Raw genomic sequence first — 17,489 nt, forward strand, 5'->3', positions numbered from 1 at the left:
CCTGTTTAAGTTAAGACTTGGTTTGTTCTGACTGGCCAGCGGCCGAAGCTTGTTGTTTATCGTCAGATTTCACTTCCTGTGCTTTAACCTGCGCGCCAGGACGAACTTTTTGCAAACCAGTAACAATCACGCGATCGCCATCTTTCAGACCTTCCGTCACCAGCCATTTATCGCCAATCGCCTGAGTGGCGGTGATATTGCGCGTTTCGACTTTGTCATCAGCCCCAACAACCAGCGCGCTCGCATCGCCGCGTGGCGTACGGGTCACACCCTGCTGTGGAACCAGAAGTGCGGTTGGATTTGTTCCTTCTTCCAGACGCGCGCGAACGAACATACCTGGCAGCAGATTTTTGTCAGGGTTAGGGAAAATCGCACGTAAGGTGATGGAACCGGTAGTCTGGTCGACCGTCACGTCAGAGAATTCCAGGGTACCTTCCTGCGGGAACTTGATACCGTCGTTGGTGATCAGCTCCACTTTTGCTTTGCCGTTTTCCTGTTTCAGGGTGCCGTTAGCCAGCTCCTGCTTAAGGCGCAGGAAATCGTTGCTGGACTGCGTCACGTCAACGTAGATCGGATCGAGCTGCTGTACGGTCGCCAGCGCAGTGGTCTGACCGTTCTGCACCAGTGCCCCTTCCGTGACGGAAGACTTACCAATACGACCGCTGATAGGGGAGGTCACTTTGGTATAGGCCAGGTTAATGCGCGCGGTTTCGACGGCCGCTTTGGCGGCCACCACGCTCGCGTTAGCCTGCTGTGCATCTGCCAGGGCGGTATCGTAATCCTGTTGGCTGATGTACCTGGTACCGAGCAGCTTTTGGTAGCGGTTCAACGTCAGCTGAGCAATTTTGGCCGCGGCTTGTGCTTTCGCCAGGTCGCCTTTCGCACTTTCATAAGAGGCCTGATAGGTTGCGGGATCAATCTGATACAGAGACTCACCGGCCTTCACATCACCGCCTTCGGTGAAGTTACGCTTCAGGATAATGCCGCTGACCTGAGGACGCACTTCCGCAATGCGGTAAGCATTGGTACGGCCTGGTAATTCGGTGGTGATTTGTAGAGGTTCAGATTTGAGCGTCACGACGCCTACTTCTGGCGCCTGCTGAGCTCCTTGTTGAGCTGGTTTGTCGTCACATCCTGTTAGCGCTAAGCTGCCTGAGAGCATCAGAACGACCGCCAGAGGCGTTAACCCTCTGTTTTTGTTCATATGTAAACCTCGAGTGTCCGATTTCAAATTGATCAAGGGTCCTGAGTCTAAAACCCATTGCTGCGTTTATATTATCGTCATGCTATGGTACATACATTCATAAATGTATGTAAATCTGACTCCTGTAAATTCACCCACCTATGGCACGAAAAACTAAACAACAAGCGCTGGAAACCCGACAACACATTCTGGATGTGGCAATACGTTTGTTCTCGCAGCAGGGTGTTTCATCCACCTCGCTGGCGCAGATTGCTCAGGCTGCCGGTGTGACGCGAGGAGCGATTTACTGGCATTTTAAAGATAAGTCAGATCTGTTCAGTGAAATCTGGGAGCTTTCAGAGTCCAGCATTAGCGATCTCGAGAGTGAGTATCGAGCAAAATTCCCTGACGATCCACTCTCAGTATTAAGAGAAATATTAGTATATATCCTTGAAGCAACGGTAGTTGAAGAACGTCGCAGATTAATGATGGAGATTATTTTTCATAAATGCGAGTTCGTGGGCGAGATGGCGGTGGTGCAGCAGGCACAGCGCAGCCTTAGTCTGGAGAGCTATGATCGTATCGAACAGAACCTGAACCTGTGCGTGCAGGCAAAACTGTTACCGGCCAATCTCCTGACCCGACGGGCGGCAATCCTGATGCGCAGCTACATTTCAGGTCTGATGGAGAACTGGCTTTTCGCGCCGCAATCCTTTGATCTCAAAGAGGAAGCCAGCAGCTACGTGGCGATTTTACTGGAAATGCTTCAGCTCTGCCCCACGCTGCGCAGCGACGCGTCTTCGCTAACGGCCTGATCCCTTTCCAGGATTTATCTTAGAGGACAACGTTCGCGCTATTCTGCTTTCGGCGAGCGTGATATTCTTCACGCCGGACTATTTTCGGTCCTCTTCTGACATCATTCACAACTATGCTGCCCATCAATCGCTCGCAACATCCTGTATTTGCATTGCTCTTTGCGATGCTGTTTTTCTTCGCCACGGCGCCGCTGACCTGGGCCCGCGCCGATAACAGCAATGATATTCCCTCGCGCGGCGATGTTCAGTCGCAGCTCGACACGCTGAATAAACAAAAAGATCTCTCCCCTCAGGATAAACTCGTCCAGCAGGACCTGACGGAAACGCTGGAAACGCTGGATAAAATTGAACGCGTCAAAGCGGAAACCGTCCAGCTTCGTCAGAAGGTGGCGCAGGCGCCTGAAAACATGCGTAAGGCCACCGACGCGCTGAATGCCCTCAGCGATGTGGATAACGACGACGAGACGCGCAAGACGCTCTCGACGCTCTCTTTACGCCAGCTGGAGTCCCGCGTCGCTCAACTGCTCGACGACCTGCAAACCGCGCAGTCGGATCTCGCAACCTATAACAGCCAGCTTGTCTCGCTGCAGACCCAGCCCGAGCGCGTGCAAAACGCGATGTACGCCGCGTCTCAGCAGCTGCAGCAAATCCGCAACCGTCTGAACGGCACGACGGTAGGCGAAGGCACGCTGCGCCCGACACAGCAAACCCTGCTGCTGGTTCAGCAGACCTTGCTCAACGCACAGATTGAACAGCAGCGTAAAAGCCTGGAAGGGAATACGGTGCTGCAGGACACGCTTCAGAAACAGCGTGATTACGTCACAGCGAACATTAACCGCCTGGAACACCAGCTTCAGCTGTTGCAGGAGGCGGTAAACAGCAAACGCCTGACCCTGACGGAAAAAACCGCCCAGGAGGCCGTATCGCCTGACGAAACCGCCCGCATTCAGGCGAATCCGCTGGTGAAACAGGAGCTCGAGGCCAACCACCAGCTGAGCCAGCGCCTGATACTGGCGACGGAAAACGGCAACTCGCTGGTTCAGCAAAATATCAAAGTGAAGAACTGGCTGGATCGCGCGCTGCAGGCTGAACGCAACATTAAAGAGCAGATTGCGGTCCTGAAGGGCAGCCTCCTGCTGTCGCGTATTCTCTATCAGCAGCAGCAGACGCTCCCGTCCGCCGATGAGCTGGAAGACATGACCAACCGCATCGCGGATTTACGTCTGGAACAGTTTGACGTCAACCAGCAGCGCGATGCCCTTTTCCAGAGCGATACCTTTGTCGCCAAAATTGAAGAGGGGCATTCCAGCGACGTGAACCCGGAAGTGCACGACGCGCTGCTCCAGGTCGTCGATATGCGTCGCGAGCTGCTGGACCAGCTCAACAAACAGCTGGGCAACCAGCTGATGATGGCCATTAACCTGCAAATCAACCAGCAGCAGCTGGTGAGCGTCTCGAAAAGTCTGCAGGAGATCCTGACCCAGCAGATTTTCTGGGTGAACAGCAACAAACCGATGGACTGGGACTGGGTCAAATCCTTCCCGGAGACGCTGAAAACGCAGATTAAGAGCATGAAGATCACCGTAAACTGGGAGAAAGCCTGGCCTGCGGTAATGATTGCTTTCCTGGCCGGTTTACCGTTGCTGTTGATTGCCGGCCTGATCCGCTGGCGTCTGGGCTGGCTGAAAAAATATCAGGCGAAGCTGGCGTCCGAAGTGGGGCAGTTGCGCAACGATAGCCAGCTCCACACGCCAAAAGCGATTCTCATCGATCTCATCCGCGCCCTGCCGGTGTGCCTGATTATTCTGGCTGTGGGGCTTATTCTGCTCACCATGCAGCTCAACGTCAGCGATCTGCTGTGGGCGTTCAGTAAAAAACTGGCGCTATTCTGGCTGGTCTTTGGCGTGTGCTGGAAGGTGCTGGAAAAAGACGGCGTGGCGGTGCGTCATTTCAACATGCCTGCACAGCTGACCAGCCACTGGCGTCGTCAGATCGTGCGCATCAGCCTGGCGCTCCTGCCGCTGCACTTCTGGTCGGTTGTCTCTGAGCTTTCTCCGCTGCACCTGATGGATGACGTGCTGGGCCAGCTGGTCATCCTGCTTAACCTGCTGCTGATTGCGATCCTGATGTGGCCGATGTGCCGCGACAGCTGGCGTGATAAAGAGTCCCACAATATTCGTCTGGCCACCGTGACGGTGCTGGCGATCATTCCGCTGGCGCTGATGGTGCTGACGGCAACGGGCTATTTCTATACCACGCTGCGCCTTTCCGGGCGCTGGATTGAAACGGTCTATCTGGTGATCGTCTGGAACCTGCTCTATCAGACCGTGCTGCGCGGCTTAAGCGTCGCGGCCCGCCGCATTGCCTATCGCCGTGCCATCGCGCGTCGTCAGCATCAGGTGAAAGAGGGGGCCGAGGGCGCGGAACCGCAGGAAGAGCCGACCATCGCCCTGGAGCAGGTTAACCAGCAGACGCTGCGTATCACCATGCTGGTGATGATCGCCCTGTTTGCGGTGATGTTCTGGGCAATCTGGTCAGATCTTATTACCGTTTTCGCCTATCTCGACAGTATTACCCTCTGGCAATACAACGGTACCGAAGCGGGTGCGGCGGTCATGAAAAGCGTGACCATGGGCAGCCTGCTGTTTGCGCTGGTGTCGTCGGTGGTGGCCTGGGCGCTGATTCGCAACCTGCCAGGCCTGCTTGAAGTGCTGCTCCTGTCACGTCTGAATCTCCGCCAGGGGGCCTCCTACGCCATTACCACGATCCTCAACTACGTGATCATTATTGTCGGGGCGATGACGGTCTTTGGCTCGCTTGGCGTCTCGTGGGATAAACTGCAGTGGCTGGCGGCGGCCCTCTCGGTCGGTCTTGGTTTTGGCCTGCAGGAGATCTTCGGTAACTTCGTGTCCGGCCTGATCATCCTGTTCGAACGTCCGGTACGTATCGGCGATACCGTCACCATCGGCACGTTCTCGGGAACGGTCAGCAAGATCCGTATTCGCGCCACCACCATCACCGACTTCGATCGCAAAGAGGTGATCATCCCGAACAAAGCGTTCGTGACCGAGCGTCTGATCAACTGGTCGCTCTCCGATACGGTAACGCGCGTGGTGATCCGCCTGGGCGTAGCCTATGGATCGGATCTGGAGAAGGTGAAAGAGGTGCTGCTCAAGGCGGCGTCAGAACATCCGAAAGTGATGCACGATCCGGCCCCTGCGGTCTTCTTCACCACCTTTGGGCCGAGCACGCTGGATCACGAGCTGCGTTTATACGTGCGCGAGCTGCGTGACCGCAGCTACACGGTGGATGAGCTTAACCGCTCTATCGATCGTTTGTGTCGTGAAAACGATATTAATATCGCCTTCAACCAGCTCGAGGTTCACCTGCGTAACGAGAAAGGTGATGAGCATACGGAAGTGAAGCGCGACATTAAGGGTGACGATCCGACTCCGGCGTAATCTATTTTTTTCCCTCTCCCTGTGGGAGAGGGTTAGGGTGAGGGCAACAGGCCTTCACCTTTGCCTCAAAATCCCGCCGCACAATCTCCAGTGCCTTAAGCACCGTCTCGGCGGGGATCTCATGATTCTCCAGCAGCATAATCAAATCGACGGCCAGCTTGACCTCATCGGGTGCATTTTCCAGCGACATGGGTGTGGCTCCTGTTAACGGGTTAAACGTTCAATGACGCGCTCAATCTCGTCCCGCGCCTGACGGCAGCGGACGATACGTCCTTCCAGCGCGCTAATCTCGCGCATCAATAGCTGCTGCTCTTCCAGCGTTTCGCTGTTGTTCAGCCGCGTCTCGCGCTCGCGCTTCATCTCAAACAGCCGGCGCTCAAACTCCTGGTTCTCCAGCCGCTTACGCTGCCATTTACCGAGCCCCGGCGAGGCGCTGTCCCAGGCGCGCAGCGGCCAGGCGGCGATTTCGCGATGCAGAGCGGTGATCTGCTCTGCGAGATGCTCCGCAAGCCACGCCACCTGCTCCTGCTGTTCACTCTCAACCGCATGGCGAAGCTCGTCGAGGTTGGTCTGCGCTTCCGCCAGATAATCCTGAATGACGGTGCTGCGGGTACGAAAAAGCTGCCGGTCAAAGCGCGGCTTCAGCGTGGCGTGCCCCATCAGCGGTGTAGCCTGCTCCCGCAGAGCAATGAGCTGATTTTGCAGCCTCTCAAGAAGCAGTGCTGTTTTCAAGGCGCTCTCCAGTGGTAAAGTAGCCGTTCAGTTTGATAACGATTCGCATTATGAAGCGTACTATTTTAATCATCATTGGCTGGATCGCGGTAGTGCTTGGCACGCTGGGCGTGTTTTTACCCTTGCTGCCTACCACCCCGTTTATCCTGCTCGCGGCCTGGTGCTTCGCTCGCTCGTCGCCGCGTTTTCACCACTGGCTGCTCTATCGCTCGTGGTTTGGCGGCTATCTGCGGCACTGGCAAAAACACCGGGCTATGCCGCCCGGCGCGAAGCCGCGCGCGATCGCGGTGATCCTCATCACCTTCGCTATTTCATTATGGCTGGTGAAAATGATGTGGGTACGTATTCTTCTGCTGGCGATCCTCTCCTGCCTGCTTATCTTCATGTGGCGGATCCCCGTGGTTGATGAAAAGCAACAAAAGCGCTGAAGCCTTATCATGACTGTTGCAATTATTGCGCACAGCCAGTAAATTCGACCGTTTTCGAGCACAGGTGCGCCTGGTCAAAGGTTAAACAATTGTTGCCTTGGCCGACTCGTTGCGCGCTGTGAGTAACACTGTTTCATTTAGGCAAAACCGATGACCGCAACTGCACAGCAGCTTGAATATCTGAAAAACAGCATCAAAAGCATCCAGGACTATCCAAAGCCTGGCATTCTTTTCCGTGATGTCACCAGCTTGCTGGAAGACCCGAAAGCGTACGCGCTCAGCATTGAACTGCTGGTCGAGCGTTATAAAAACGCCGGAATCACCAAAGTAGTAGGTACCGAAGCCCGTGGCTTCCTGTTTGGCGCACCGGTTGCGCTGGCAATGGGCGTGGGTTTTGCGCCGGTGCGTAAGCCGCGCAAACTGCCGCGTGAAACCATTGCTGAGAGCTACGAGCTGGAGTACGGCACCGATCAGCTGGAGATCCACGTTGATGCGATCAAGCCTGGCGACAAAGTGCTGGTGGTGGACGACCTGCTGGCAACCGGCGGTACCATTGAAGCGACCGTGAAATTGATCCGTCGTCTGGGTGGTGAAGTGACCGACGCGGCATTCATCATCAACCTGTTCGATCTCGGCGGTGAACAGCGCCTGGAAAAACAGGGCATCACCAGCTACAGCCTGGTGCCTTTCCCGGGTCATTAATCCCGGTTTTCACAACCTCGCTCAATGGGTGAGGTTGTGATAGCATTCCCCTCCATAAATTCACCTTCCAGCGTTGCAGAGCCTGCCCATGAGTTATCAGGTGTTAGCCCGTAAATGGCGACCACAAACCTTTGCTGACGTTGTCGGTCAGGAACATGTGCTGACGGCCCTGGCGAACGGCTTGTCGCTAGGTCGCATCCATCACGCCTATCTTTTCTCCGGCACCCGCGGCGTCGGTAAGACCTCAATTGCCCGTTTGCTGGCGAAAGGTCTCAACTGCGAAACCGGGATCACCGCCACGCCCTGCGGCGTGTGTGATAACTGCCGCGAGATCGAGCAGGGGCGTTTTGTCGATCTGATCGAGATCGACGCCGCCTCGCGCACCAAAGTGGAAGATACCCGCGATCTGCTCGATAACGTGCAGTACGCCCCGGCGCGCGGCCGCTTCAAGGTCTACCTGATCGATGAAGTGCATATGCTGTCGCGCCACAGCTTTAACGCCCTGCTGAAAACGCTGGAAGAACCGCCCGCGCACGTGAAGTTCCTGCTGGCGACTACCGATCCGCAAAAGCTGCCGGTCACGATTTTATCGCGCTGCCTGCAGTTCCACCTGAAGGCGCTGGACGTTGAGCAGATCCGCGCTCAGCTTGAGCACATTCTTGATGAAGAGAGCATTGTCCACGAACCGCGCGCCCTGCAGCTGCTGGCCCGCGCGGCGGACGGTAGCCTGCGTGATGCGCTCAGCCTGACCGACCAGGCGATTGCCAGCGGTGACGGCAAGCTCTCCACCGAGGCTGTCAGCACTATGCTCGGCACGCTGGATGACGATCAGGCGCTGTCGCTTATCGAAGCGATGATTGCCGCCAACGGCGAACGCGTGATGTCGCAGGTGAATGCGGCCGCGGCCCGGGGTATTGAATGGGAAGGACTGCTGGTTGAGATGCTCAGCCTGCTGCACCGCGTGGCGATGCTGCAGCTTTCGCCGTCAGCCATCGGTGCGGATATGGCCGCTATTGAACAGCGGATGCGTGAGCTTGCCCGCACCGTGCCGCCTGCCGACGTGCAGCTGTACTACCAGACGCTGCTGATTGGCCGCAAAGAGTTACCGTTCGCGCCGGATCCACGAATGGGCGTTGAAATGACGCTGCTGCGCGCGCTGGCGTTCCACCCGCGCATGCCATTGCCGGAGCCGGAAGCGCCGCGGCAGTCTTTCGCGCCGGTCGCCCCTACGGCGGTGATGTCGCCGCAGCAGGTGCCACCGCAGCCGACGCCGCCGCCACAGCAGAACGTGCCGCTGTCGGATGCCACCAGTTCGGTGCTTGCCGCACGCAGCCAGCTGCAGCGTGCGCAGGGAGTAACCAAACCAAAAAAGAGTGAACCGGCAGCGCCAGGAAGAGCGCGGCCGGTGAACAACGCCGCGCTTGAACGACTGGCCTCGGTAACGGAGCGCGTACAGTCGCGTCCTGCACCGTCCGCGCTCGAGCAGAAAGCCCCGGTGAAAGAAGAGGCTTACCGCTGGAAGGCAACCACGATTACCGAAGAGGTGAAGGAAGAGGTCGCCACGCCGAAAGCGCTGAAAAAGGCGCTGGAGCATGAGAAAACGCCGGAGCTTTCCGCGAAGCTTGCCGAAGAGTCCATTGCGCGCGACGCCTGGGCCGCCGAGGTCAGCGAACTCCAGCTGCCGAAGCTGGTCGAGCAGGTCGCGCTGAATGCCTGGAAAGAGCAGGACGGCAATCAGGTGCGTTTGCACCTGCGTCCGGGTCAGCGGCACCTCAATTCCCCTGGCGCGCAAAAGGCGCTGGCGGAGGCGCTCACCGCATTACAGGGTGCGCCGGTTGAATTGACTATCATTGAAGATGATAATCCGGCAGTGAAAACGCCGCTCGAGTGGCGCCAGGCCATTTATGAAGAAAAGCTCGCGCAGGCGCGCGAGGCGATTATTGCGGATAACAACATTCAGACCCTGCGCCGGTTCTTCGACGCCGATCTGGATGAAGAGAGTATTCGCCCCATTTGATCGTGAGTCTGACTTACGGTTGTAATCCTTAAACGTGAAAAAGAGAGAAGCCTATGTTTGGTGGAAAAGGCGGTCTGGGTGGCCTGATGAAGCAGGCTCAGCAGATGCAGGAAAAAATGCAGAAGATGCAGGAAGAGATCGCTCAGCTGGAAGTCACGGGTGAGTCCGGTGCCGGTCTGGTCAAAGTGACCATCAACGGTGCGCACAACTGCCGTCGCGTGGAAATCGACCCGAGCCTGCTCGAAGACGACAAAGAGATGCTGGAAGATCTGGTTGCAGCCGCGTTTAACGATGCCGCTCGCCGTATCGACGAAACTCAGAAAGAGAAAATGGCCTCTGTTTCCAGCGGTATGCAGCTGCCGCCTGGCTTCAAGATGCCATTCTGATGCAAACCAGTCCGCTGCTCACGCAGTTAATGGAAGCACTGCGCTGCCTGCCGGGCGTTGGCCCGAAGTCGGCGCAGCGCATGGCGTTTACGCTATTGCAGCGCGACCGCAGCGGCGGGATGCGCCTGGCGCAGGCTTTGACCCGCGCCATGTCAGAAATTGGTCACTGTGCGGATTGCCGCACCTTTACCGAGCAGGACGTATGTAACATCTGTACAAACCCGCGTCGTCAGGAAAACGGTCAGATTTGCGTGGTGGAGAGTCCGGCGGACATCTACGCCATCGAACAAACCGGGCAGTTTTCCGGCCGCTACTTCGTGCTGATGGGGCATCTCTCACCGCTGGACGGTATTGGCCCGGATGATATCGGTCTTGACCGCCTTGAACAGCGTCTTGAGTCCGAAACCATCAAAGAGGTGATCCTCGCCACCAACCCGACGGTGGAAGGGGAGGCAACCGCCAACTACATCGCTGAACTGTGCTCGCAGTACGGCGTTGACGCCAGCCGCATCGCCCACGGCGTGCCGGTGGGCGGCGAGCTGGAAATGGTCGACGGCACAACGCTTTCGCACTCTCTGGCCGGGCGTCACAAGATTATTTTCTGACCAAACGGAGGCTGCGCGCGCGGCCTCCGCTTGAAAATCCCCCCCCTTATCCCCATCTCTCACTCAACGTTTTACAACCCCATTAAATGGCATTGTTGAGGTCGACTTAGATGAAAGGACAAGAAACCCGTGGTTTCCAGTCAGAAGTAAAACAGCTTCTGCACCTGATGATCCATTCCCTGTATTCCAACAAAGAAATTTTCCTGCGTGAGCTGATTTCCAACGCCTCGGACGCGGCGGACAAGCTGCGCTTCCGCGCGCTGTCTAACCCGGACCTGTACGAAGGCGACGGCGAGCTGCGCGTGCGTGTCTCGTTCAATAAAGAGAACCGCACCCTGACCATCGCCGATAACGGCATCGGGATGAACCGCGACGAGGTGATCGACCACCTCGGCACCATCGCCAAATCCGGCACCAAAGCGTTCCTCGAGTCCATGGGCTCTGACCAGGCGAAAGACAGCCAGCTGATCGGCCAGTTCGGCGTGGGCTTCTACTCGGCGTTTATCGTGGCCGACAAAGTCACCGTGCGCACCCGTGCGGCAGGCGACAGCGCCGAGAACGGCGTGCTGTGGGAATCCAAAGGGGAAGGCGAGTACACCGTTGATGACATCACTAAGGCGGATCGCGGCACTGAAATTACCCTGCACCTGCGCGAAGGCGAAGACGATTTCCTGAACGACTGGCGCGTGCGCTCGATCATCAGCAAATATTCCGACCACATCGCCCTGCCGGTTGAGATTGAAAAACAGGAAGAGAAAGACGGTGAAACCGTGGTTTCCTGGGAGAAGATCAACAAGGCGCAGGCGCTGTGGACGCGCAACAAGTCTGAAATTAAAGACGACGAATACAACGAGTTCTACAAGCACATCGCCCACGACTTTACCGACCCGCTGACCTGGAGCCACAACCGCGTGGAAGGTAAGCAGGAGTACACCAGCCTGCTGTACATCCCGGCACAGGCGCCGTGGGACATGTGGAATCGCGATCACAAGCACGGCCTGAAGCTGTACGTGCAGCGCGTGTTCATCATGGACGACGCCGAGCAGTTCATGCCGAACTACCTGCGTTTCGTGCGTGGTCTGATAGATTCCAACGATCTGCCGCTGAACGTTTCGCGTGAAATTCTGCAGGACAGCACCGTCACCCGTAACCTGCGCAACGCCCTGACCAAACGTGCGCTGCAGATGCTGGAAAAACTGGCGAAAGACGATGCGGAAAAATATCAGACCTTCTGGAAACAGTTCGGCCTGGTGCTGAAAGAAGGCCCGGCAGAAGACACCGCGAACGTTGAAACGATCGCCAAACTGCTGCGCTTCGCCTCTACGCACACCGACTCCTCCGCGCAGACCGTGTCGCTTGAAGAGTACGTCTCCCGCATGAAAGAAGGGCAGGAGAAGATCTACTACATCACCGCTGACAGCTACGCGGCGGCGAAGAGCAGCCCGCACCTGGAGCTGCTGCGCAAGAAAGGCATCGAAGTGCTGCTGCTTTCTGACCGCATCGACGAGTGGATGATGAACTACCTGACCGAGTTCGACGGTAAGGCGTTCCAGTCCGTAGCCAAAGCCGACGAATCCATCGACAAGCTGGCCGATGAAGTGGACGAAAGCGCGAAAGAAGCCGAGAAGGCGCTGGAGCCGTTCGTTGAGCGCGTGAAAACTCTGCTGGGCGATCGCGTGAAAGAGGTGCGCTTCACGCACCGTCTGACCGACACCCCGGCGATTGTCACCACCGATGCGGACGAAATGAGCACCCAGATGGCGAAACTGTTCGCTGCGGCGGGCCAGGCGATGCCGGAAGTGAAATATATCTTTGAGCTTAATCCGGATCATCCTCTGGTGAAACGCGCGGCGGATACCCAGGACGACGCCCGCTTTGCCGAGTGGGTTGAGCTGCTGCTGGATCAGTCCCTGCTGGCCGAGCGCGGCACGCTGGAAGATCCTAACCTGTTCATTAAACGTGTGAATGCGCTGCTGCTGGCGTAATTGACCACGCCTCCCCTGGTCTTCTCTCTCTTCCGTGGGAGAGGGCCGGGGTGAGGGCACCAGACCGCACCCTTCCAAATAATCTCCCCCCGTTAACCGTTTCAGCCTTCCCGCCTTCCTTGAGCGATGCCCGTTCTGGTGGTATTGTTTAGCGCTTTTGAAAAATTGAAACGACTTTTGAGGGGATTTTCGCAATGCGTATTATTCTGCTTGGCGCTCCGGGCGCGGGTAAAGGAACTCAGGCTCAGTTCATCATGGAGAAATACGGTATTCCGCAAATCTCCACCGGTGACATGCTGCGCGCCGCTGTTAAATCTGGCTCCGAGCTGGGTAAACAAGCGAAAGACATCATGGACGCAGGCAAGCTGGTGACCGACGAGCTGGTTATTGCTCTGGTTAAAGAGCGCATTGCGCAGGAAGACTGCCGTAACGGTTTCCTGCTGGACGGCTTCCCACGCACCATTCCTCAGGCCGACGCCATGAAGGAAGCGGGCATCAACGTGGACTACGTTCTGGAGTTCGACGTACCGGACGAGCTGATCGTTGACCGTATCGTTGGCCGTCGTGTACACGCTGCTTCTGGCCGCGTTTACCACATCAAATTCAACCCACCTAAGGTTGAAGGCAAAGACGACGTGACCGGCGAAGAGCTGACCACCCGTAAAGACGATCAGGAAGAGACCGTGCGTAAACGCCTGGTTGAATACCATCAGATGACCGCACCGCTGATCGGCTACTACACTAAAGAAGCGCAGGCGGGTAACACCAAATACGCAAAAGTTGACGGCACCAAAGCCGTGGCTGACGTACGTGCAGAGCTGGAAAAAATCCTCGGCTAATCGCGCGCCTCTCACCCGGGCTCCCGGGTGAGAAATATTCTCATCTTACCTATTACAGCAATGGGTTTCGTTTAAACGCATTTCCGCTACAATTGACAACCTATCAAATGGTTAAGAGGCGTGAATGAGTCAGGCGAAAACCGGCATCCTGCTTGCCAATCTGGGCACTCCAGAAGCACCTACATCAGACGCGGTAAAACGCTACCTGCGACAATTTTTAAGCGACACGCGCGTCGTGGATTTCCCGAGACTGCTGTGGTGGCCGCTGCTGCGTGGCGTCATTCTGCCGATTCGTTCTCCGCGCGTCGCCAAACTCTATCAGTCCGTCTGGATGGAAGAGGGCTCGCCACTGATGGTTTACAGCCGTCGCCAGGAAAAAGCGCTGGCCGCCCGCCTGCCGGATATGCCCGTCGCGCTCGGCATGAGCTACGGAAAACCGTCCCTCGAAAGCGCGGTGGAATCACTGCTGGCGCAGGGCGTGGACCATATCGTCGTGCTGGCGCTCTACCCGCAGTACTCCTGCTCGACGGTGGCCGCCGTCTGGGACGAGCTGGCCCGCATTCTGGCGACCCGCCGCCGCATTCCGGGCGTGACCTTTATTCGCGACTACGCGGATAACGATCTCTACATCCAGGCGCTTGCCAACAGCGCGCGCGCGTCGTTTGAAAAGCACGGCGAGCCGGATCTGCTGCTGCTCTCCTATCACGGTATCCCACAGCGTTTCGCCAATGAAGGGGATGATTATCCGCAGCGCTGCCGCGATACCACGCGCGAGCTGGTCTCCGCCCTTGGCCTGCCGCCGGAGAAGGTGATGATGACCTTCCAGTCGCGCTTCGGCCGCGAGCCGTGGCTGACGCCGTACACCGATGAAACCCTCAAAATGCTGGGTGAGAAGGGCGTGAAGCATATTCAGGTGATGTCGCCGGGCTTCTCGGCCGACTGTCTGGAAACGCTGGAGGAGATCGCGGTACAAAACCGGGAATTTTTCCTTGAAGCTGGCGGCAAAAAGTACGAGTACATTCCGGCGCTTAACGACTCCCCTGAGCATATCGACATGATGGTCTCGCTGGTGACGAAAAGCCGCTGATCGCGCTTGAGGCCGGGTTTGTGCTACCATTCCCGGCTTCTATTCCTTGCACAGTTCAGACCATGAAATTTCCCGGTAAACGCAAATCCAAACACTACTTCCCCGTCGATGCCCGCGATCCGCTCCTGCAGCAAATCCAGCCTGAGAACGAAACCAGCGCGGCATGGGTGGTGGGTATCGATCAGACGCTGGTGGATATTGAAGCCAAAGTGGATGATGCGTTTGTTGCGCGTTACGGTCTGAGCGCCGGGCATTCGCTGGTGATTGAAGACGACGTTGCCGAAGCGCTGTACCAGGAGCTGGTGCGCGAAAACCTGATTACCCATCAGTTCGCCGGTGGCACCATCGGCAATACCATGCACAACTACTCCGTGCTGGCCGACGACCGCTCGGTGCTGCTCGGCGTGATGTGCAGCAATATCGAAATCGGCGGCTATGCCTACCGCTATCTCTGCAACACCTCAAGCCGTACCGATCTGAACTACCTTCAGGGCGTCGACGGGCCTATTGGCCGCTGCTTTACGCTGATTAGCGATTCCGGCGAGCGTACTTTTGCCATCAGCCCGGGTCATATGAACAAGCTGCGCGCCGAGAGTATTCCGGAAGAGGTGATCGCGGGCGCCTCGGCGCTGGTGCTGACCTCCTACCTGGTGCGCTGTAAGCCGGGCGAGCCGATGCCGGAAGCGACCATGAAAGCGATTGAGTACGCGAAGAAATACAACGTGCCGGTCGTTCTGACGCTGGGTACTAAATTCGTTATCGCCGATAACCCGGAATGGTGGCAGGCGTTCCTGAAAGAGCATGTTTCGATTCTGGCGATGAACGAAGAAGAGGCCGAAGCGCTGACCGGCGAAAGCGATCCGCTGCTGGCATCTGACAAAGCGCTGGACTGGGTGGATCTGGTGCTCTGCACTGCCGGACCGGTTGGGCTGTACATGGCCGGCTTCACGGAAGAAGAGAGCAAGCGTAAAACCCAGCACCCGCTGCTGCCCGGCGCGATTGCCGAGTTTAACCAGTACGAGTTCAGCCGCGGCATGCGTTACAAGGATTGCGTAAACCCGCTGCGCATCTACTCTCACATCGCGCCATACATGGGCGGGCCGGAGAAGATCATGAACACCAACGGCGCGGGCGACGGCGCGCTGGCGGCGCTGCTGCACGATATCACCGCCAATGCCTACCACAAAACCAACGTACCGAACTCCAGCAAGCACAAGTTCAGCTGGCTGACCTATTCGTCGCTGGCGCAGGTGTGTAAGTACGCCAACCGCGTGAGCTATCAGGTGCTTAACCAGCATTCCCCGCGCTTAACGCGCGGCCTGCCGGAACGCGAAGACAGCCTCGAAGAGGCCTACTGGGACAGATAAAAGCAAAACGGCAACCTGTGGTTGCCGTTTTTAGTGTTTATTCCCTCTCCCCCGCGGGAGAGGGCCAGGGTGAGGGCATCAGACCACACAACTCTTAACCCGTCACCGCCTCTTCAACCGGCGGTTTCTCCAGCAGCGTCAGCATGGTGTTGGCAATCTCGCGCTCGCCCATCACCACCTTATCTGCCCCGCGCTCGGTAATGTACTCCACCTCGTCGTCATAGTGCGCCCGGGCGATAATCTCAATCGTTGGGCACTTCGCGCGCGCGGAAGCCACAATCTCGCCCGCTTCATAGCCGTTAGGTATGGTCAGCAGCAGCCAGCGCGCGCAGTCCAGATGCGCCAGATTCATGATCTCTTCGTTTGCCGCATTGCCCAGCACCGCACGAATCCCGCGCTCGCGCAGCTCGTCGACGCGGGTGCGTGAGGTCTCAATCACCACCAGCGGAATGCCCTGCGCCATTAGTTTTTCACCGAGCAGGCTGCCCACGCGGCCAAAGCCGACCAGCAGGGCGTGATTGCAAATATCCACCGGGATCTGCTTCTCTTCTTCGATGGCCTCTTCGAGCGTCTGTTCTTCCAGCGTTTCGGTTTTATCGAGGTATTTTTCCAGCAGGGCAAACAGCACCGGGTTCAGCATAATTGACAGGATCGCCCCCGCCAGCACCAGGTTTTGTCCCGCCTGCGGCAGCAGGTTCAGGGCCATGCCCAGACCGGCCAGAATAAAGGCGAATTCACCGATCTGCGCCAGGCTGGCGGCGATGGTCAACGCCGTACGAGGGGAGTGGCCGAACATTCTCACCAGGAAGAAGGCGGCGAGCGACTTACCAAAGATGATGATCGCCAGCGTGCCCAGCACGGCCAGCGGCTGGTGAATCAGGACCATCGGGTCAAACAGCATCCCGACGGAGACGAAGAACAGCACGGCGAAGGCATCGCGCAGCGGCAGAGTGTCGTGCGCCGCGCGGTGGCTCAGCTCGGATTCGTTCAGCACCATCCCGGCGAAGAACGCGCCCAGGGCAAAGGAGACATCAAACAGCTCTACGGCACCAAAAGCGATACCCAGCGCCAGCGCCAGCACGGAGAGGGTGAACAGCTCGCGGGAGCCGGTTGCCGCGCTGCGGGACATGATCCACGGCACCAGACGGCGTCCCACCAGCATCATGATGGCGATAAATGCCACCACCTTACCGATGGTGATACTCATATCTAGCGCCAGCGAGGCCAGGCCGACGTTGTCTTTTTCCATCATCCCGGCAACGGCTGGCAGCAGCACCAGCGTCAGGACCATGACCAGGTCTTCAACAATCAGCCAGCCTATCGCGATTTGCCCGCGCTGGCTGTCTATCAGCTGTCTCTCTTCAAGCGCGCGCAGCAGCACCACGGTGCTGGCGGTTGAGAGACACAGCCCAAATACTATGCCGGTCATTAACGACCAGCCCAGCACCGCCGAAAGCGCCATCCCCAGCAGCGTCGCCACCCCTATCTGGGCGATCGCTCCCGGTATGGCGATCGACTTTACCGCCATCAAATCCTTCAGGGAGAAGTGCAGGCCGACGCCAAACATCAGCAGAATTACGCCCAATTCCGCCAGCTCAGGGGCCAGTTTGGTATCCGCCACGAAGCCTGGCGTAAACGGTCCCGCCAGTACACCCGCTAACAGATAGCCGACAAGAGGAGAAATACGCAGTTTATTGGCAATCATGCCGAGGATAAAAGCGAGCACAAGTCCACCAACAATGGTGGTGATAAGCGGTGTGGCGTGGTGCATTCCGTCTCCTTTCGTTGTGGGTGTTCCTTTTTGGCGAAAACCAAAAAACCGAGTAATAGTTTATGACAAATTTTACCCTTATGTTTATGAATAATTGTTGAAGTTTGAATA

The 17,489-nt window shown here is 57.3% G+C and carries 15 protein-coding genes and 1 other annotated feature; of the genes, 11 read left to right on the forward strand and 4 right to left on the reverse strand.

The features are described from left to right. Positions 1 to 10: 10 nt before the first annotated feature. The gene (gene acrA, locus UTM25_RS18670; protein WP_194399724.1) at positions 11 to 1,204 is read right to left on the reverse strand and encodes a multidrug efflux RND transporter periplasmic adaptor subunit AcrA; all 1,194 of its coding nucleotides are present in this window, start codon (positions 1,202 to 1,204) and stop codon (positions 11 to 13) included. 140 nt (positions 1,205 to 1,344) lie between these two features. On the opposite strand from acrA, the gene acrR reads away from it, so the two are divergent. Further along, the gene (acrR, locus tag UTM25_RS18675) at positions 1,345 to 1,998 is read left to right on the forward strand and encodes a multidrug efflux transporter transcriptional repressor AcrR (RefSeq protein WP_194399725.1); all 654 of its coding nucleotides are present in this window, start codon (positions 1,345 to 1,347) and stop codon (positions 1,996 to 1,998) included. A 113-nt stretch (positions 1,999 to 2,111) separates the two neighbouring features. Continuing rightward, positions 2,112 to 5,459: a mechanosensitive channel MscK gene (mscK, locus tag UTM25_RS18680; protein ID WP_194399726.1), complete on the forward strand. Its 3,348-nt coding sequence runs from the start codon at positions 2,112 to 2,114 to the stop codon at positions 5,457 to 5,459. Between the two features lies 1 nt (position 5,460). Here mscK and rsmS read toward each other — a convergent pair whose 3' ends face one another. Both rsmS and priC read right to left on the reverse strand, forming a co-directional pair. Further along, complete coding sequence (rsmS, locus tag UTM25_RS18685; protein ID WP_193804921.1) at positions 5,461 to 5,649, reverse strand: pleiotropic regulatory protein RsmS; 189 nt, start codon at positions 5,647 to 5,649, stop codon at positions 5,461 to 5,463. Positions 5,650 to 5,663: 14 nt separating this feature from the next. After that, a complete protein-coding gene (priC, locus tag UTM25_RS18690; protein ID WP_194399727.1) occupies positions 5,664 to 6,191 on the reverse strand; it encodes a primosomal replication protein N'' in 528 nt (175 codons plus the stop codon). 50 nt (positions 6,192 to 6,241) lie between these two features. On the opposite strand from priC, the gene UTM25_RS18695 reads away from it, so the two are divergent. The 9 genes from UTM25_RS18695 to UTM25_RS18735 all read left to right on the forward strand — a co-directional run bounded on the left by UTM25_RS18695 (position 6,242) and on the right by UTM25_RS18735 (position 15,607). Next, complete coding sequence (locus UTM25_RS18695; RefSeq protein ID WP_194399728.1) at positions 6,242 to 6,619, forward strand: DUF454 family protein; 378 nt, start codon at positions 6,242 to 6,244, stop codon at positions 6,617 to 6,619. 150 nt (positions 6,620 to 6,769) lie between these two features. Then, on the forward strand, positions 6,770 to 7,321 hold the full coding sequence (gene apt, locus UTM25_RS18700) for an adenine phosphoribosyltransferase (protein ID WP_194399729.1): 552 nt from the start codon (positions 6,770 to 6,772) through the stop codon (positions 7,319 to 7,321). Between the two features lie 88 nt (positions 7,322 to 7,409). Beyond that, positions 7,410 to 9,338, forward strand: a complete 1,929-nt coding sequence (gene dnaX, locus UTM25_RS18705) for a DNA polymerase III subunit gamma/tau (protein ID WP_194399730.1) — start codon at positions 7,410 to 7,412, stop codon at positions 9,336 to 9,338. Next, positions 8,668 to 8,732: a sequence feature (DnaX frameshifting element), on the forward strand. Its footprint overlaps the gene before it by 65 nt. Before the next feature lie 53 nt (positions 9,339 to 9,391). After that, complete coding sequence (locus UTM25_RS18710) at positions 9,392 to 9,724, forward strand: YbaB/EbfC family nucleoid-associated protein (RefSeq protein ID WP_003858972.1); 333 nt, start codon at positions 9,392 to 9,394, stop codon at positions 9,722 to 9,724. Then, on the forward strand, positions 9,724 to 10,329 hold the full coding sequence (gene recR, locus UTM25_RS18715) for a recombination mediator RecR (protein WP_008499298.1): 606 nt from the start codon (positions 9,724 to 9,726) through the stop codon (positions 10,327 to 10,329). Before UTM25_RS18710 ends, recR begins: the two co-directional genes overlap by 1 nt. A 110-nt stretch (positions 10,330 to 10,439) precedes the next feature. Further along, positions 10,440 to 12,314 carry a molecular chaperone HtpG gene (htpG, locus tag UTM25_RS18720; protein WP_133550901.1) on the forward strand — a complete coding sequence of 625 codons (1,875 nt, stop codon included), beginning with the start codon at positions 10,440 to 10,442 and terminating at the stop codon, positions 12,312 to 12,314. A 194-nt stretch (positions 12,315 to 12,508) separates the two neighbouring features. Continuing rightward, complete coding sequence (adk, locus tag UTM25_RS18725) at positions 12,509 to 13,153, forward strand: adenylate kinase (RefSeq protein WP_006809841.1); 645 nt, start codon at positions 12,509 to 12,511, stop codon at positions 13,151 to 13,153. A 124-nt stretch (positions 13,154 to 13,277) separates the two neighbouring features. Then, positions 13,278 to 14,240 (forward strand): ferrochelatase, encoded by a 963-nt coding sequence (gene hemH, locus UTM25_RS18730; protein ID WP_194399731.1) that lies wholly within the window; start codon positions 13,278 to 13,280, stop codon positions 14,238 to 14,240. Between the two features lie 62 nt (positions 14,241 to 14,302). Continuing rightward, the gene (locus UTM25_RS18735) at positions 14,303 to 15,607 is read left to right on the forward strand and encodes an inosine/guanosine kinase (RefSeq protein ID WP_029741032.1); all 1,305 of its coding nucleotides are present in this window, start codon (positions 14,303 to 14,305) and stop codon (positions 15,605 to 15,607) included. Between the two features lie 94 nt (positions 15,608 to 15,701). On the opposite strand, the gene ybaL is transcribed toward UTM25_RS18735, so the two are convergent. After that, positions 15,702 to 17,378 carry a YbaL family putative K(+) efflux transporter gene (gene ybaL / locus UTM25_RS18740; RefSeq protein ID WP_059446552.1) on the reverse strand — a complete coding sequence of 559 codons (1,677 nt, stop codon included), beginning with the start codon at positions 17,376 to 17,378 and terminating at the stop codon, positions 15,702 to 15,704. Between the last annotated feature and the right edge of the window lie 111 nt (positions 17,379 to 17,489).

It is taken from the genome of Enterobacter sp. 61D5 (genome assembly GCF_034107965.1).
GTDB classification, from domain to species: domain Bacteria; phylum Pseudomonadota; class Gammaproteobacteria; order Enterobacterales; family Enterobacteriaceae; genus Enterobacter; species Enterobacter cloacae_M.

Bases quoted from the DNA above. Each gene is read 5' to 3' on its own strand.
- mscK (WP_194399726.1), top strand. From the start codon at position 2,112: ATGCTGCCCATCAATCGCTCGCAACATCCTGTATTTGCATTGCTCTTT.
- UTM25_RS18710 (WP_003858972.1), top strand. From the start codon at position 9,392: ATGTTTGGTGGAAAAGGCGGTCTGGGTGGCCTGATGAAGCAGGCTCAG.
- acrR (WP_194399725.1), top strand. From the start codon at position 1,345: ATGGCACGAAAAACTAAACAACAAGCGCTGGAAACCCGACAACACATT.
- UTM25_RS18695 (WP_194399728.1), top strand. From the start codon at position 6,242: ATGAAGCGTACTATTTTAATCATCATTGGCTGGATCGCGGTAGTGCTT.
- htpG (WP_133550901.1), top strand. From the start codon at position 10,440: ATGAAAGGACAAGAAACCCGTGGTTTCCAGTCAGAAGTAAAACAGCTT.
- rsmS (WP_193804921.1), bottom strand. From the start codon at position 5,649: ATGTCGCTGGAAAATGCACCCGATGAGGTCAAGCTGGCCGTCGATTTG.
- ybaL (WP_059446552.1), bottom strand. From the start codon at position 17,378: ATGCACCACGCCACACCGCTTATCACCACCATTGTTGGTGGACTTGTG.
- recR (WP_008499298.1), top strand. From the start codon at position 9,724: ATGCAAACCAGTCCGCTGCTCACGCAGTTAATGGAAGCACTGCGCTGC.
- hemH (WP_194399731.1), top strand. From the start codon at position 13,278: ATGAGTCAGGCGAAAACCGGCATCCTGCTTGCCAATCTGGGCACTCCA.
- acrA (WP_194399724.1), bottom strand. From the start codon at position 1,204: ATGAACAAAAACAGAGGGTTAACGCCTCTGGCGGTCGTTCTGATGCTC.
- adk (WP_006809841.1), top strand. From the start codon at position 12,509: ATGCGTATTATTCTGCTTGGCGCTCCGGGCGCGGGTAAAGGAACTCAG.
- UTM25_RS18735 (WP_029741032.1), top strand. From the start codon at position 14,303: ATGAAATTTCCCGGTAAACGCAAATCCAAACACTACTTCCCCGTCGAT.
- apt (WP_194399729.1), top strand. From the start codon at position 6,770: ATGACCGCAACTGCACAGCAGCTTGAATATCTGAAAAACAGCATCAAA.
- dnaX (WP_194399730.1), top strand. From the start codon at position 7,410: ATGAGTTATCAGGTGTTAGCCCGTAAATGGCGACCACAAACCTTTGCT.